Source organism: Arthrobacter sp. 05L44, assembly GCF_056397605.1.
Map to the genome: position 1 here is coordinate 492,227 of NZ_JBFTNS010000001.1, position 14,227 is coordinate 506,453.

The window sequence follows — 14,227 nt, forward strand, 5'->3', positions numbered from 1 at the left end:
TGTCAGTTCGTCAGTTCGTGCGATTCAATCAGCCGGGGCCAGCAGGGCCACCGGGTAGTCGCGGAGGATCTCCGCCACGTCGACGCTGCCCGGGCCGAAGGACCGGCCGCTGAGCTGGTCCGTCATGGCGGCGTCGAGGCGGATGGCAGTATCCTGCCAACCTCCCCGCTGCTCCAGGCCCCGGGGCAAGCGGGTGGCCAGGGTGACGGCTCCCGGGGTGCCCGCACCGCGGTCGAACGCGATCAGGTGCCCGGAGGCGGCGCCGGTGGCCGCTACGGGCGTGTAGCCGGTGAAGTATTCCGGCCGGTCCCGGCGCAGCCGCAGCGCCCGGGAGGTCACCAGCAGCTTGGCGGCATCGTCGCGGTACGACGCCGGCAGCTCACCGGCGTCGAGCGCAGCGAGGGCGTCCCGGCGCGCAGCGAAGTCGAAGGGCCGCCGGTTGTCCGGATCCGTGAGCGACCGGTCCCAGAACTCGGTGCCCTGGTAGACGTCGGGCACGCCGGGCATGGTGAGCTGGACCAGTTTCGCGCCGAGGGCGTTGGCGGCGCCGTACGGGTCCAGCAGGGCCACGAGCCCGTCGAGTTCGGCGCGCACTCCGGGGTTGTCGAACGCCGCGTCCACGGCGGCCGTCAGCTTGGCCTCGAAGTCCTCATTCGGATCCAGCCAGTCGGTCGAGTTGCCGGCCTCGCGCGCCGCTTTCTGCGCGTAGGACTGGAGCCGTTCCCGGTCCGCGGGCCACACGCCCGCGATGGCCTGCCACAGCAGGTTGGCCAGCGGCCCGTCGGGCAGCGGTGCCAGTTCCTGCAGGCGCTGCAGCGCAGCGGTCCATTCGGGGGCCAGTTCGGCGAGCACGGAGATCCGTGCCCGGGTGTCCTCACTGCGTTTGGTGTCGTGGGTGCTGAGGGTGGTCATGGACAGCGGCAGGGCGGCCTGGCGGTGCGCCATCCGGGCGTGGAAGTCCTCGGTGGAGACTGAGAATTCGGTGGGGTCCGCGCCGACTTCCGTGAGGGTGCCCAGCCGGGTGTAGCGGAAGAACGCGGTGTCCTCCACCCCCTTGGCCATCACCATGCCGGAGGTCTGCTGGAAGCGGCGGCCCAGTTCGGCGTCGGCCCCGGGACCCGCTTTCAACAGATGGGGCAGCAGCGCCTGCACCCCTGCCTCCAGCTCCGGCCGGCGCTTGGCGGCGAGCGCGCAGGCTTCGCGCAGGACGTCCTCGCCGTCCGGCAGGTAGCTGCGGTAGACCGGGAAGGCGGCGATGATTTCGGACAGCGCGTCGACCGCAGTGTCCGCGTCGATCCCGGCGTCAGCCGGCACCAGGCGGCCCAGCCGGCGCAGCTCGGAGTGCAGGATCCCGTCGGTGATCCGGCGTTTGGTGCCATGGATCATATCCTCGTAGTCCGCCGGGGTTCCGCCGCGCAGGGACGCGTCCAGGGCGTCGAGGCCCGCCTGGCCGGCGGGGTCGACGAAGACCCGGTCGACGTCGGCCAGGGCGTCGTAGCCGGTGGTCCCCTCGCATTCGAAGCCGGCCGGCAGGGCCTCCCCCGGCTCGAGGATCTTCTCGACCAGCAGGTACGCCCCTCCGGTCACGTCGCGCAGCCGCCGGAGGTAGCCTTCGGGATCGGCCAGGCCGTCCGGGTGGTCGATCCGCAGACCATCCACGAGTCCCTCGCGGAACCAGCGGACAATTTCCGCGTGCGCCTCGTCGAAGACTTCGGGGTCCTCCACCTTGATCCCGGCCAGGGAGTTGACGGCGAAGAAGCGGCGGTAATTCAGGTCGTTGTCCGCCCTGCGCCACCCCACCAGTTCGTAGTGCTGCCGGCCGTGGACCTCGCGCGGGTCATCCCCGTCCGAGTAGCTTCCGTCGGCCAGCGGGAAACGGTGGTCGTAGTAGCGCAGCTCGCCGTCGACCACCTTGAGGGCGTCGACGTCGGCATCCTCGCCCAGCACGGGAATCCGGATGCGTCCGCCGCCGAAGTCCCAGTCGACGTCGAACGCCGGGGCGTACGGCGACTGCTGGCCGTCCTTGAGCAGCGACCACCACCACGGGTTCTGGACCGGGGTGGCGACGCCGACGTGGTTGGGCACAATGTCCACCAGGACGCCCATGCCGGCCTCTTTGGCCGCGCGGGCGACGGCGTCCAGGCCCGCGGCGCCGCCGCGGTCAGGGTCGATCGCGGCGGGGTCGGTGACGTCGTAGCCGTGGTCCGAGCCCTTTTCCGCCGTCAGGATCGGCGACAGGTAGATCCAGTCGACGCCCAGGGACTTCAGGTAGGGCACGGTCGCGGCGGCGTCCTGCAGGGTGAAGCCGGGCCGGATCTGCAGCCGATAGGTCGAGACGGGGGTCCTCATGAATCGGTGGCCTTCGCTTCGCTGGCTTCCGCGGCCTTGGTCTGGGCCTGGACCATCTCCTCCTGCGCCTCTTCCTCGGCGGCCATGGCGGCCAGCGACGCGGCGGCGGAGTAGTCGACCTCCACTTCGGGACCGGAGTAGGCGCGCAGCACCACCATGGACTTGGCGCCCAGGGTCAGGGTGGATCCGGCCTTGAGCGGTTCGTTCTTGTCGGCCTGGTCGGCTGTGTCCACCAGGAGCTCCCAGAAGGGCGAGTACTCGTCGTTGGGCAGCGCGAAGTCCACGCCGTCGTCGTGGGCGTTGAACGCCAGGATGAAGCTGTCGTCGGTGATCTGGCGCCCGCGGGAGTCCTGCTCCTGGATGCCTTCGCCGTTGTAGAAGACGCCGATGGTCCGGCCGAAGCCGCTGCCCCAGTCCTCGGGCAGCATTTCGGTGCCGTCAGTCTTCAGCCAGACGATGTCCGGCAGTTTCTCGCCTTCGCCGCGGACCACGGGCCGGCCGTCGAAGAACCGGCTGCGGCGGAAGATCGGGTGGTCGTGGCGGATCTTGTTGACGAACGCGGTGAACTCCACGAGCGGCTGGTCCATGGCTTCCCAGTGCACCCAGCTCAGTTCGGAGTCCTGGCAGTAGGTGTTGTTGTTGCCCTGCTGTGTGCGGCCGAGCTCGTCGCCGTGCAGCAGCATCGGCACGCCCTGGGAGAGCAGCAGGGTGGCGATGAAGTTCCGCTGCTGGCGGGCGCGCAGGGTCAGGACGGTGTCGTTGTCCGTGTCGCCTTCCTCGCCGCAGTTCCAGGACCGGTTGTGGGATTCACCGTCGTTGTTGCCTTCGCCGTTGGCCTCGTTGTGCTTCTCGTTGTAAGAGACCAGGTCCCGCATGGTGAAGCCGTCGTGGGCGGTGACGAAGTTGATGGATGCCACCGGGCGCCGGGCGGAGCTCTCGTAGAGATCCGCGGAGCCGGTGAGGCGGGAGGCGAATTCACCCAGCGTGGAGGGCTCGCCGCGCCAGAAGTCACGGACGGTGTCGCGGTACTTGCCGTTCCATTCGGTCCATTGCGGCGGGAAGTTGCCCACCTGGTAGCCGCCGGGGCCCACGTCCCACGGCTCGGCGATGAGCTTCACCTGGGACACGATCGGGTCCTGCTGGATCAGTTCGAAGAAGGTGGAGAGCTTGTCGACATCGTAGAACTCGCGGGCCAGCGTGGAGGCGAGGTCGAAGCGGAACCCGTCGACGTGCATTTCGGTCACCCAGTAGCGCAGGGAGTCCATCAGCAGCTGCAGCGAGTGCGGGTGCCGGACGTTCAGCGAGTTGCCGGTGCCGGTGTAGTCCATGTAGTGCTTCTGGTCATTGTCGACCAGGCGGTAGTAGGCCTGGTTGTCGATGCCCTTGAAGGAGAGCGTGGGGCCGAGGTGGTTGCCTTCGGCGGTGTGGTTGTAGACGACGTCGAGGATCACCTCGATGCCGGCCCGGTGCAGCTCGCGGACCATGGCCTTGAATTCCTGGACCTGGTGCCCGACGTCGCCGGAGGAGCTGTACGTGTTCTGCGGCGCGAAGAAGCCGATGGTGTTGTAGCCCCAGTAGTTGTTGAGGCCCTTCTCGACGAGCGTGCCGTCGTTGACGAACTGGTGGACCGGCATCAGCTCGATCGCCGTCACACCGAGTTTCTTCAGGTGTTCGATCACAGCCGGGTGGGCGACGCCGGCGTAGGTGCCGCGCTGGTCCTCGGGGATCTCCGGGTGCAGCTCGGTAAGGCCCTTGACGTGCGCCTCGTAGATGACCGACTCGTGGTACGGGATCCGCAGCTGGCGGTCACCGTCCCATTCGAAGAAGGGGTTGATGACCACACCGTGCATGGTGTGCGGCGCCGAGTCGGCGTCGTTGCGGGAGTCCGGGTCGCCGAATTCGTAGGAGAAGAGCGCCGGGTCCCAGTCGATCTGGCCCTGGATCGCCTTGGCGTACGGGTCCATCAGCAGCTTGTTGGCGTTGAAGCGGTTTCCGCTCGCCGGGTCGTAGGGGCCGTGCACCCGGTACCCGTACTTCTGGCCGGGCTGGATCTGCGGGAGGTAGCAGTGCCAGACGTAGCCATCCACCTCGGTCAGCTCGATCCGCGTCTCGCTCAGGTCGTCGCCCAGGAGGCAAAGCTCCACGCGCTCGGCCTGTTCGCTGAACAGCGCAAAATTGGTGCCGGTGCCGTCAAAGGTGGCTCCCAGCGGGTAAGCCGTTCCGGGCCAGACTTCCATGTGTACTCCTCGTGCGATGCGGACAATCTCTAGACAGACTACTTGTAAGCAAGGTTAGTAATTGACCGGGGCCCCAGCGCGGGCGTTTTTGTTACAGCCTTGCGATAACCCGCGGGAGGGTTTTCGCGATGTCCGACGCCGTCAACGGGCCGCCGTCCGAGGCCGCGGTCCCGGCGCGGCCGTGCAGGCTCGCCGCCATCGCCGCGATGGCGGCCCACCGGTCGGGGCCGTCGATGCCGACGGCGCTGAACGCACCGGTGTCCTCCGCGAGCTGGGCGAGCAGGGCGCCCAGTACCCCGGCCAGGACGTCGCCGCTGCCGGCGGTGGCCATCCAGGGGCTCGCTTCCGCCTGGCTGAACACGGCACCCGACGGCGCGGCCACCAATGTGGTGGCGCCCTTCAGCAGCACCGTGGCCCCGGTGAGTCCCGTGGCACGCCGGGCGGCGGCCAGCGGCGAGTCCTCCACGGCCGGGCGCCCTCGGTGATCGCCGTAGCGCGCCAGGAGGCCGGCCAGCTCGCCGGCGTGCGGGGTGAGCACGGTCCGGGCGTCCAGGGCCGCGGGCAGGGCTTGGAGGGCGCCGGCGTCGGCCACGGTGGGCAGTCCGCCGGCGGCGGCCTCGCGGACACGTTCGAGCTGTTCGTGGGCGCCGTCGTCGAGGCCGGAGCCCACCAGCCAGGCCTGGACGTGGGCTTCGGCGACGCTGGTGCCGCACACCACTTCCGGGCAGGAGTGGCGCACCAGGTCGGCGACCTCCGGCGGCCCCACGTACCGGACCATGCCGGCGCCGGCGGCCAGGGCGCCCCGGCACGCGAGCACGGCGGCGCCCGGGTAGCGGGTGGAACCCGCGACGACGCCGAGCACACCGCGGGAGTACTTGTGCGAGCGGCGACCGGGCTGGGGCAGCAGGGCAGCCAGGTCGCCCTGATCGAGGCGGCGTAATTCCGGAGCACCGAGTGCGTCCTCAATGCCGATGGCGACGGTGCGGATCCGTCCGGTGAAATCCGCCCCGGGATCGGTGAGGAGGCCGGTTTTGGCCGCTCCGAAGGTAACGGTGATGTCCGCGGGCAGCACGGGGGCTGTGGCCTCCCCCGTGTCGGCGTCCACGCCGCTGGGCAGGTCGCAGGCCACCACCAGGGCGCGGCGGCCCGTACGCGGCAGGGCACGCTGCAGTTCGGCGACCAGGGTCGCTGCCGTGCCGTGCAGCCCGCCCCGCGCCCCGGTGCCGAGGACCGCGTCAATAACGACGTGGGATCCGGCGGCGCCGGCTGCCAGGGCCGTGGCGTTGCCCGCAGTGAGGGCCGTATCCCTGCCGCCAGCGGCGCGGAAGGCCGCAAGGGCGGCCGGGTGGGCTTCGCCGGCAGTGAGGACCGCCGTCGCCCGCAATCCCCGGCGGGCGAGCAGGGCCGCGGCGAAAAGGCCGTCTCCGCCGTTGTTGCCCTTGCCCGCCAGGACGGCAACACTGGAGCCATAGGGCCGCAGTCCCCGGTGCTGCAGCTCCCGGACCACCGTGTTGGCGAGGCCGTGGGCGGCCCGCTGCATAAGAACAGCGCCCATACCCGAGCCCGCACGTGCGTCGAGAAAGTTCTTCTCGACGTCTCGGATGTGGGTTCCGGTATAGGCGCTGATCATGGAGCCTAGCCCTCGGCGATCACCGTGGCGGTAGCGATTCCGCCGTCGTGGCTGATCGAGAGGTGCCAGCGTTTGACCCCTTTGGACTCAGCCACGGCAAGGACGGTGTCCTTGACCTGGACGGTCGGACCGTGCTGGTCCAGCCCGATCCAGCAGTCCTGCCAGTTCATGCCGGCCGGGGCGCCCAGCACCTTGGCCACGGCCTCCTTGGCGGCGAACCGCGCGGCGAGGGACCGGGTGTTCAGTTCCCGCTCGGCCGGAACGAACAACCTGTCACGCAGCCCGGGGGTGCGCTCCAGCTGCCGGCCGAACCGCTCAATGTCTACGACGTCTACGCCGATGCCAACAATCATGCGGCTATTCTACGGTCACGCTCTTGGCCAGGTTCCGCGGCTGGTCCACGTCGTAGCCCTTGGCGCTGGCGAGGGCCAGGGCGAAGATCTGCAGGGGCACGGTGGAGAGCAGCGGGGCCAGGAGCGTCGGGGTCTCCGGGATGTAGATGACGTGCTCGGCGAAGGCCTTCACGGCCTCGTCACCTTCCTCGGCGATCACGATCGTCTTGGCGCCGCGGGCACGGACTTCCTGGATGTTGGAGACGATCTTGGCGTGCAGGGAGTCGCGGCCGCGGGGCGAGGGGACCACCACAAAGACGGGCTGGCCTTCCTCGATCAGCGCGATGGGTCCGTGCTTGAGCTCGCCTGCGGCGAAACCCTCGGCGTGGATGTAGGCGAGCTCCTTGAGCTTCAGGGCACCCTCCATGGCGACCGGGAAGCCCACGTGGCGGCCCAGGAACAGGACGGACTTGGAATCGGCCATGTCCGCGCCGAGGGCCTTGATGACGTCGGCGTTGTCCAGGATCTGCTGGATCTTGGCGGGGATCTTGCCGAGGTCCGCGAGGATGTCCTTGATTTCGCCCTGGAACTTGTTCCCGCGCAGCTGTGCCAGATACAGGCCCAGCAGGTATGCGGCGGCGATCTGGGCGAGGAACGCCTTGGTGGAGGCCACGGCAATTTCCGGACCGGCGTGCGTGTACAGCACGGCGTCGGATTCGCGCGGGATCGTGGAGCCGTTGGTGTTGCAGATGGACACCGTCTTGGCGCCCTGTTCCTTGGCGTACCGCACAGCCATCAGGGTGTCCATGGTCTCGCCGGACTGCGAGATCGAGACGATCAGGGTGTTGGCGTCAACGATCGGGTCCCGGTAGCGGAATTCGTGGGAGAGCTCCACCTCGGTGGGGATCCGGCACCAGCGCTCGATGGCGTACTTGGCGACCTGGCCGGCGTAGGCGGAGGTGCCGCACGCCAGGACGATGATCTTGTCGACGCTCTTGAGCAGTTCGGTATCGATGCGGAGCTCATCGAGGGTCAGCCGGCCGTCGACGTCGGAGCGGCCCAGCAGGGTCTGCAGGACGGCGTCGGGCTGGTCGTGGATTTCCTTCTCCATAAAGGACGGGAAGCCGCCCTTCTCGGCGGAGGCCGGGTCCCAGTCGACGTAGTATTCCTTGCCCTCGGCCGGGGCGCCGAAGAAGTCGGTGATCGCGACGGTGTCCGCGGTGATGGTGACGATCTGGTCCTGGCCCAGTTCCACGGCCCGGCGGGTGTAGTCGATGAAGCCGGAGACGTCGGAGCCAAGGAAGTTCTCGCCCTCGCCCAGGCCGACCACCAGCGGGGAGTTGCGGCGGGCAGCGACGACGACGTCGGGCTGGTCAGCGTGCACGGCCAGCAGGGTGAAGGCGCCTTCGAGCCGCTGGCAGGCGAGTTCCATGGCCTTGGTCAGGCCGCCGTTGGAGTTGTCGCCGCCGAGCTGGTTGCGGTAGATGTCCCCGAGCAGGGCCGCGGCCACCTCGGTGTCGGTCTCGGAGAGGAACGTGACGCCCTTGGCGAGCAGGTCCTGCTTCAGTTCCGCGAAGTTTTCGATGATGCCGTTGTGGATCAGGGCCAGCTTGCCGCCGTCGGAGAGGTGCGGGTGCGCGTTCAGGTCCGTCGGGCCGCCGTGGGTTGCCCAGCGGGTGTGCCCGATGCCGGTCAGGGCGTCCGGCAGTGGGTTGGCCTCCAGCTCGGCAATCAGGTTGCTCAGCTTGCCCGACTTCTTGCGGGACGAGATAGCGCCGTCCGCCACGACGGCGATGCCGGCAGAGTCATAGCCGCGGTACTCCAGGCGGCGCAGTCCTTCCAGGACAACGTCCAGGGCCTTGTGATCAGTATTTACCCGGCCAGCCGACCGGCCTACATATCCAACGATTCCACACATGGGCACAAGCCTAGCTGGTTTCACGGTCAGGAGACGTAGGATGTGGCGCGCGCAACCCGGAAGGCCGCCGCCGGCGGGGTGTCCATTTCGCTCTGGGCCGCGTCAAGGGCAGAATCTCTAAAGTGACTTTGCAACGCAATGACGCGAACGGCGAGGGCGTCTCCCCGTTCGTTGAGCTGGACCGGCAGACCTGGTCCCGGCTCGCTGCCCAGATGGAGCAGCCCCTCAACGAGGAGGACGTGCTCCGACTTCGCGGCCTGGGCGACCCCCTCGATATGAAGGAGGTCCGGGAGGTCTACCTTCCGCTCTCCCGGCTGTTGCACCTGTACGTCGAGGGCGCCAACCAGCTCCACGCGGCCACCACCACGTTCCTCGGCGAGAAGACCCAGCGCACTCCCTTCGTCATTGGCGTGGCCGGCTCGGTCGCCGTCGGCAAATCAACCATCGCCCGTGTTCTCCGCGAGATGCTGCGCCGGTGGCCCGGCACCCCGAACGTCGAGCTGATCACCACCGACGGGTTCCTCTACCCGCTGGCCGAGCTCAAGCGGCGCCAGCTCCTGGAGCGCAAAGGCTTCCCGGAATCCTACGACCGCCGCGCGCTGCTGCGGTTCGTGAGCGAAGTCAAGGGCGGGGCCGAGGAGGTCCGCGCCCCCTGGTATTCGCACGTCACCTACGACATCGTCCCCGGCAAGGAAGTGGTGGTCCGCCGGCCGGACGTGCTGATCGTCGAGGGGCTGAACGTGCTGGCGCCAGCGCGTCCGCGGCACGACGGCAGGCAGGGCCTTGCCCTGAGCGACTTCTTCGACTTCTCCATCTACGTGGACGCCAAGACCTCCTACATCGAGGAGTGGTATGTGGACCGGTTCCGGAAACTGCGCACCACCGCGTTCGCGCAGCCGGAGTCCTACTTCCACCGCTACGCGACGCTCTCCGACTCGGAGGCCGAGCAAACCGCGCGCAGCATCTGGAAACGGATCAACGAGCCGAACCTGGAAGAAAACGTCCTCCCCACCCGCGGCCGCGCCCAGCTGGTGCTGACCAAGGACGCCGACCACTCCATCCGTCGTATGCTGCTCCGGAAGGTCTAGCACAGGTGTGCCAGGACAGCGCCGCCTCGCGGCTGGCCCGGAGAACGCCCCGCCGGCAGGTGCTCCGCCGCATGCTTGTTGCCGCCGCCGCCGTGGCTCTGCTGGCCGCCACCGCCGGCTGCAGCCCCGCCTCCGACACCGCTGACCGCACCTCCGGCACAAGCGTGCCAACTGGCGCCGCTGCCTCCGCGGCGTCCGCGGTCCCTACGGGCACGTCCCCGGCCGGTACGTCCACGCCCACATCCCCGCCGTCGCACGTGGCCCCGTCCTCGTCCCCCACAGCCTCCGCGTCGGCAACAACGGCGCCGGCGCCCCCGGCATCCTCAGCCCCGGGCCCGAAGCATTCCCTCACGGACCCGGCGAGCCCCTGGGTGGTGGTGAACAAGCACCGCCCCCTGGCCCCCGCCACATTCGTGCCGGCCGACCTGGTCCAGCCGCACGTCACCCTGGCCGTCTCCGGCGAGGCGAGCCAGCTGAACAGCACGACGGCGGCGGCGGCGGAACGGATGTTTGCCGCCGCCGCGGCCGACGGCGTTGTTCTGACCCTGGCGAGCGGTTACCGCTCCTACGCCACGCAGAGCACCACCTACAACGGCTACGTGAACTCGCGGGGCCGCGCGGAGGCAGACACGGCCTCCGCCCGGCCGGGTTATTCGGAGCACCAGACCGGCTGGGCCTTCGACATCGGCGACGGCGGCGGGGGCTGCAGCTTCCAGCCGTGCTTCGCCGACCAGCCCGCTGCCGTGTGGGTCAAGGCCAACGCCCACCGGTTCGGGTTCGTGGTCAGGTATCCCTGGATGGCGCACCCGGTCACCGGCTACTTCTACGAGCCGTGGCACCTCCGCTACATCGGTGCCGAGGCAGCCGGAGACATGCACAAGCGCGGCATCGCCACCCTCGAACAGTATTTCGGCTTGGAAGCCGCGCCAGCCTACCGCTAGTAACAGACAGGTGTGGCCCGCTCCCAGCCGGAAGCGGGCCACACTTGCGTGAACTTGCGGTCAGTCGGTGACCAGCGCCAGGGCCAGCTCCGTGCGCACCACCTGGGCCAGGTCTTCGGCGATCGCCTGGGCAGTCGCCTCGTCCGCGGCTTCGACCATCACCCGGACCACCGGTTCGGTGCCGGAGGGGCGCAACAGGACGCGTCCGGTTTCACCCAGCCGCTCTTCAGCCTGGGCTACGGCCCGGGCAACTGCCTCGTCGCCCTTCACCCGGGTGCGGTCGACGCCCTTGACGTTGATCAGCACCTGCGGGAGCTTGGTCATGACGGTGGCCAGGTCACGGAGGGGACGGCCTGTCAGGGCTACCTGGGCGGCCAGCTGAAGGCCGGTCAGCACGCCGTCGCCGGTGGTGGCGTAGTCGGCGAAAATCACGTGGCCGGACTGTTCGCCGCCGAGGTTGAACCCGCCTTCGCGCATGCCTTCGAGGACGTACCGGTCACCCACGCCGGTCTCGCGGAGGCTGATGCCGGCCTCCCCCAGCGCGATCTTGAGCCCGAGGTTGCTCATAACGGTCGCCACCAGGACGTCATCCTTGAGCTTGCCGGAGGCCTTGAGGGCGACGGCGAGGATGGCCATGATCTGGTCACCGTCCACCTCGTTGCCTTCGTGGTCGACTGCCAGGCAGCGGTCGGCGTCGCCGTCATGGGCGATGCCAAGGTCCGCACCGTGCTTGACTACCGCTTCCTTCAGCGGGCCCAGGTGGGTGGACCCCACGCCGTCGTTGATGTTGAGGCCGTCGGGTTCGGCTCCGATCACCACGACGTCAGCGCCAGCGCTTTTGAACACCTCCGGCGAGCAGCCGCTGGCGGCGCCGTGGGCGCAGTCCAGCACCACCTTCAGCCCCTCCAGGCGGTGCGGGATGGTGCCCAGCAGATGGACGATGTAGCGGTCTTCAGCGTCGGAGAAGCGCTGGATGCGACCCACTTCGCCGCCCACCGGCCGGACCGGTTCCTTGCTCAGCTGTTCCTCGATGGCGTCCTCGACGTCGTCGGGCAGCTTCTGGCCACCCCGCGCGAAGAACTTGATCCCGTTGTCCGGTGCCGGGTTGTGGGAGGCGGAAATCATCACGCCGAAGTCGGCGTCGAGGTCTGCCACCAGGTAGGCCGCTGCCGGGGTGGGGAGCACGCCGGCGTCGTAGACGTCGATGCCGGAGCTGGAGAGCCCGGCCTCCACAGCTGCGGCAATGAACTCGCCGCTGGCTCTCGGGTCGCGGGCCACCACGGCGCGCGGCCGGTTGCCGTTGGTGTTGCGGTCGTGCCCAAGCACGACGGCGGCGGCCTGCGCCAGTTGCATCGCCAACTCTGCGGTCAGTAGGCCGTTAGCCAGGCCCCGGACACCATCTGTTCCAAATAATCTAGACATCGAGCCCAAGTTTAGTCGATGGCGGGCCCGGGGTCCGTTCCGGGTGCGGCGGACGCGGCCTTAACGCCGGAAGCCCGCCCCGCATGATGCGGGACGGGCTTCCGGGTAAGCGCCATATGCGCTTGGGAAAGCGCTGATTAGCGCTTGGGGATCCGGGCGCTGAACAGCGCTGCGGGCCCCAAGCTGTGGTCGCGCAGGCGGCCACAGCTTGGGAAAGCGCTGATTAGCGCTTGGAGTACTGCTGAGCCTTGCGTGCCTTCTTGAGACCAGCCTTCTTACGCTCGATGACGCGTGCGTCACGGGTAAGGTAGCCGGCCTTCTTCAGGGTGGCGCGGTTGTTGTCGACGTCGATCTCGTTCAGCGAACGGGCGATGCCGAGGCGCAGAGCACCGGCCTGGCCGGAGGGGCCACCGCCGTGGATGCGGGCAATGACGTCGTAGGCGCCTTCGAGATCGAGGATCTTGAAGGGCTCGTTGACGTCCTGCTGGTGCAGCTTGTTCGGGAAGTAGTTCGACAGCTCGCGGCCGTTGATGGTCCACTTGCCGGAGCCGGGCACAACGCGAACGCGTGCAACGGCTTCCTTGCGGCGGCCAACAGCTGCGCCGGCGACGGTCAGTGCCGGACGTTCCTTCTTCGGCGCCGCTGCGTCAGCAGCACCGCTCTCCGAGGTGTAGCTGGTCAGGTTTTCCTCAGCCTCGACGGCTTCGGTGGTCTCTTCGTTCTGAGCCACGGTTCTCCTTGTATTAATAAGTTGTTTGGTGGCCAGGACTACTGGGCGACCTGGGTGATTTCGAAAGTCTTGGGCTGCTGGGCGGCGTGCGGGTGCTCTGCACCGCGGTAAACCTTCAGCTTGCCCAGCTGCTGTGCAGCGAGCGAGTTCTTCGGGAGCATGCCCTTGATGGCCTTCTCCACGGCGCGGACCGGGTTGGATTCCAGCAGCTCCGCGTAGTTGACGGAGGTCAGGCCGCCCGGGTAACCGGAGTGGCGGTATGCGCGCTTCTGCTCCAGCTTGGCGCCGGTGAGGGCAACCTTTTCAGCGTTGATGATGATGACGAAGTCGCCCATGTCCATGTGGGGCGCAAAGGTGGCCTTGTGCTTGCCGCGCAGCAGGATTGCGGTCTGGCTGGCAAGACGACCAAGGACAACGTCGGTGGCGTCAATGACGTGCCACTGGCGGTTGATATCGCCGGGCTTCGGGGTGTACGTACGCACGGTGTTTGCCTCGTTCTTGTTCTGGCGTTCTTGTTTTAGGCGTCACTCGAAGGTGCACCTACTATCTATGCGCTACCGGAACAGAGGTGAGGGCTCTATGTAACCAGTCATCCAGTGGTCTCGAATGTGCACGTTGAGTAGCTATCCTGCAACCGGATTCTCAAGCGGGCACGCATCATCGAGATAGGACACGCACAACGACTACCAAGAATAGCGGAAGCCTTGGCTGTGGGTCAAAATGGGGTGTCCGGTGGCATGCTGCCCGCGTGCCTGTCAGTTCCGGCCCGCCGCGCTCCTGGAGGTCACGTGCCCGTTCCCGCCATTGCAGGACCCGCACCGCTGCTTTTTGTCGCCATCGTTACTGTCGCCGCGCTGTGCCTGTCGCTGCTGGCTGACGTCGTGGTTCGGCGGACCCTTCCCGGGCTGGAACCGCACCCCTCCCCCGCCCAGCGGACGACGACGGCGGCGGCCGCTGCCGCGATATGCGCGCTTCTCGCGTGGCGCCTGGGCGTTTCTCCCGAGGTGCCGGCATTTATGGTCCTGGTTATTATCGGCGCCCAACTGGCGCGTATAGATGTTATTCATCATTTGCTGCCCAACAGGCTGGTTTTTCCACTGCTTGGGGCTGGCGTCCTGCTGCTCGCAGGGGCTTCGGCAGCGCTCGGAGGCTGGGAAAAGCTGGCCCGAGCCCTCGCCGCCGGCGTCATTCTCTTCTTTTTCTACTTCATCTTGGCTCTCATCAGCCCCAAGGGCCTCGGAATGGGCGATGTGAAGCTTGCAGCGCCACTTGGGCTGTACTTGGGCTACTTGGGCTGGTCCCAGTTGTTTTACGGCGGCGCCCTGGGCTTCGTCGCCGGAGGCCTAGTTTCCGCGGTTCTCGTCTCGCGCAGGCGCGCAAACACGCCAAAAGAAGTCCCGTTCGGGCCCTCCATGCTGGCGGCCGCCCTAGCGGTCATCCTGCTCTCGGCGTAGCCCACTTTTCGCGCCCATCCGTGGCGGAACCAGTAAGTCGACTTAGCAAACCAAGTAGTTGCGAGTTTGGCACCCTACAGAACTGAGTACACCTCTCAGACCTACGCGTAAAACCATCGTTTTGCC

11 protein-coding genes are annotated in these 14,227 nt (G+C 67.9%); 3 read left to right on the forward strand and 8 right to left on the reverse strand.

Translation table 11 applies throughout. The features are described 5' to 3' along the window. Window positions 1-24 precede the first annotated feature (24 nt). The 5 genes from treY to glmS form a co-directional block, all read right to left on the reverse strand. Complete coding sequence (gene treY, locus AC1DHY_RS02220) at window positions 25-2,349, reverse strand: malto-oligosyltrehalose synthase (RefSeq protein WP_476878316.1); 2,325 nt, start codon at window positions 2,347-2,349, stop codon at window positions 25-27. After that, window positions 2,346-4,586: a glycogen debranching protein GlgX gene (gene glgX / locus AC1DHY_RS02225; protein WP_476878317.1), complete on the reverse strand. Its 2,241-nt coding sequence runs from the start codon at window positions 4,584-4,586 to the stop codon at window positions 2,346-2,348. Before glgX ends, treY begins: the two co-directional genes overlap by 4 nt. Window positions 4,587-4,677: 91 nt before the next feature. Then, a complete protein-coding gene (locus AC1DHY_RS02230) occupies window positions 4,678-6,216 on the reverse strand; it encodes an NAD(P)H-hydrate epimerase (protein ID WP_476903098.1) in 1,539 nt (512 codons plus the stop codon). 5 nt (window positions 6,217-6,221) lie between these two features. Next, entirely contained in the window at window positions 6,222-6,569 is a 348-nt protein-coding gene (locus tag AC1DHY_RS02235) for a holo-ACP synthase (protein ID WP_146336899.1), read from the reverse strand. A 4-nt stretch (window positions 6,570-6,573) separates the two neighbouring features. After that, a complete protein-coding gene (gene glmS, locus AC1DHY_RS02240; protein WP_476903099.1) occupies window positions 6,574-8,466 on the reverse strand; it encodes a glutamine--fructose-6-phosphate transaminase (isomerizing) in 1,893 nt (630 codons plus the stop codon). A 122-nt stretch (window positions 8,467-8,588) separates the two neighbouring features. Between glmS and coaA the strand changes: the two genes are divergently transcribed. Both coaA and AC1DHY_RS02250 read left to right on the forward strand, forming a co-directional pair. Next, a complete protein-coding gene (gene coaA / locus AC1DHY_RS02245) occupies window positions 8,589-9,554 on the forward strand; it encodes a type I pantothenate kinase (RefSeq protein WP_476877914.1) in 966 nt (321 codons plus the stop codon). Window positions 9,555-9,625: 71 nt separating this feature from the next. After that, the gene (locus tag AC1DHY_RS02250) at window positions 9,626-10,495 is read left to right on the forward strand and encodes a M15 family metallopeptidase (RefSeq protein WP_476877915.1); all 870 of its coding nucleotides are present in this window, start codon (window positions 9,626-9,628) and stop codon (window positions 10,493-10,495) included. A 60-nt stretch (window positions 10,496-10,555) separates the two neighbouring features. On the opposite strand, the gene glmM is transcribed toward AC1DHY_RS02250, so the two are convergent. The 3 genes from glmM to rplM all read right to left on the reverse strand — a co-directional run bounded on the left by glmM (window position 10,556) and on the right by rplM (window position 13,129). Further along, on the reverse strand, window positions 10,556-11,917 hold the full coding sequence (gene glmM / locus AC1DHY_RS02255) for a phosphoglucosamine mutase (protein ID WP_476903100.1): 1,362 nt from the start codon (window positions 11,915-11,917) through the stop codon (window positions 10,556-10,558). A 223-nt stretch (window positions 11,918-12,140) separates the two neighbouring features. Next, window positions 12,141-12,647, reverse strand: coding sequence for a 30S ribosomal protein S9 (rpsI, locus tag AC1DHY_RS02260; RefSeq protein ID WP_346959848.1), 507 nt, complete (start codon window positions 12,645-12,647; stop codon window positions 12,141-12,143). Window positions 12,648-12,685: 38 nt separating this feature from the next. After that, a complete protein-coding gene (gene rplM, locus AC1DHY_RS02265) occupies window positions 12,686-13,129 on the reverse strand; it encodes a 50S ribosomal protein L13 (protein WP_476877917.1) in 444 nt (147 codons plus the stop codon). A 306-nt stretch (window positions 13,130-13,435) separates the two neighbouring features. Between rplM and AC1DHY_RS02270 the strand changes: the two genes are divergently transcribed. After that, the gene (locus AC1DHY_RS02270) at window positions 13,436-14,101 is read left to right on the forward strand and encodes a prepilin peptidase (protein WP_476877918.1); all 666 of its coding nucleotides are present in this window, start codon (window positions 13,436-13,438) and stop codon (window positions 14,099-14,101) included. The last annotated feature ends 126 nt before the right edge of the window (window positions 14,102-14,227 follow it).

Bases quoted from the DNA above. Each gene is read 5' to 3' on its own strand.
- glgX (WP_476878317.1), bottom strand. From the start codon at position 4,586: ATGGAAGTCTGGCCCGGAACGGCTTACCCGCTGGGAGCCACCTTTGAC.
- glmS (WP_476903099.1), bottom strand. From the start codon at position 8,466: ATGTGTGGAATCGTTGGATATGTAGGCCGGTCGGCTGGCCGGGTAAAT.
- AC1DHY_RS02230 (WP_476903098.1), bottom strand. From the start codon at position 6,216: ATGATCAGCGCCTATACCGGAACCCACATCCGAGACGTCGAGAAGAAC.
- AC1DHY_RS02235 (WP_146336899.1), bottom strand. From the start codon at position 6,569: ATGATTGTTGGCATCGGCGTAGACGTCGTAGACATTGAGCGGTTCGGC.
- treY (WP_476878316.1), bottom strand. From the start codon at position 2,349: ATGAGGACCCCCGTCTCGACCTATCGGCTGCAGATCCGGCCCGGCTTC.
- glmM (WP_476903100.1), bottom strand. From the start codon at position 11,917: ATGTCTAGATTATTTGGAACAGATGGTGTCCGGGGCCTGGCTAACGGC.
- AC1DHY_RS02250 (WP_476877915.1), top strand. From the start codon at position 9,626: ATGCTTGTTGCCGCCGCCGCCGTGGCTCTGCTGGCCGCCACCGCCGGC.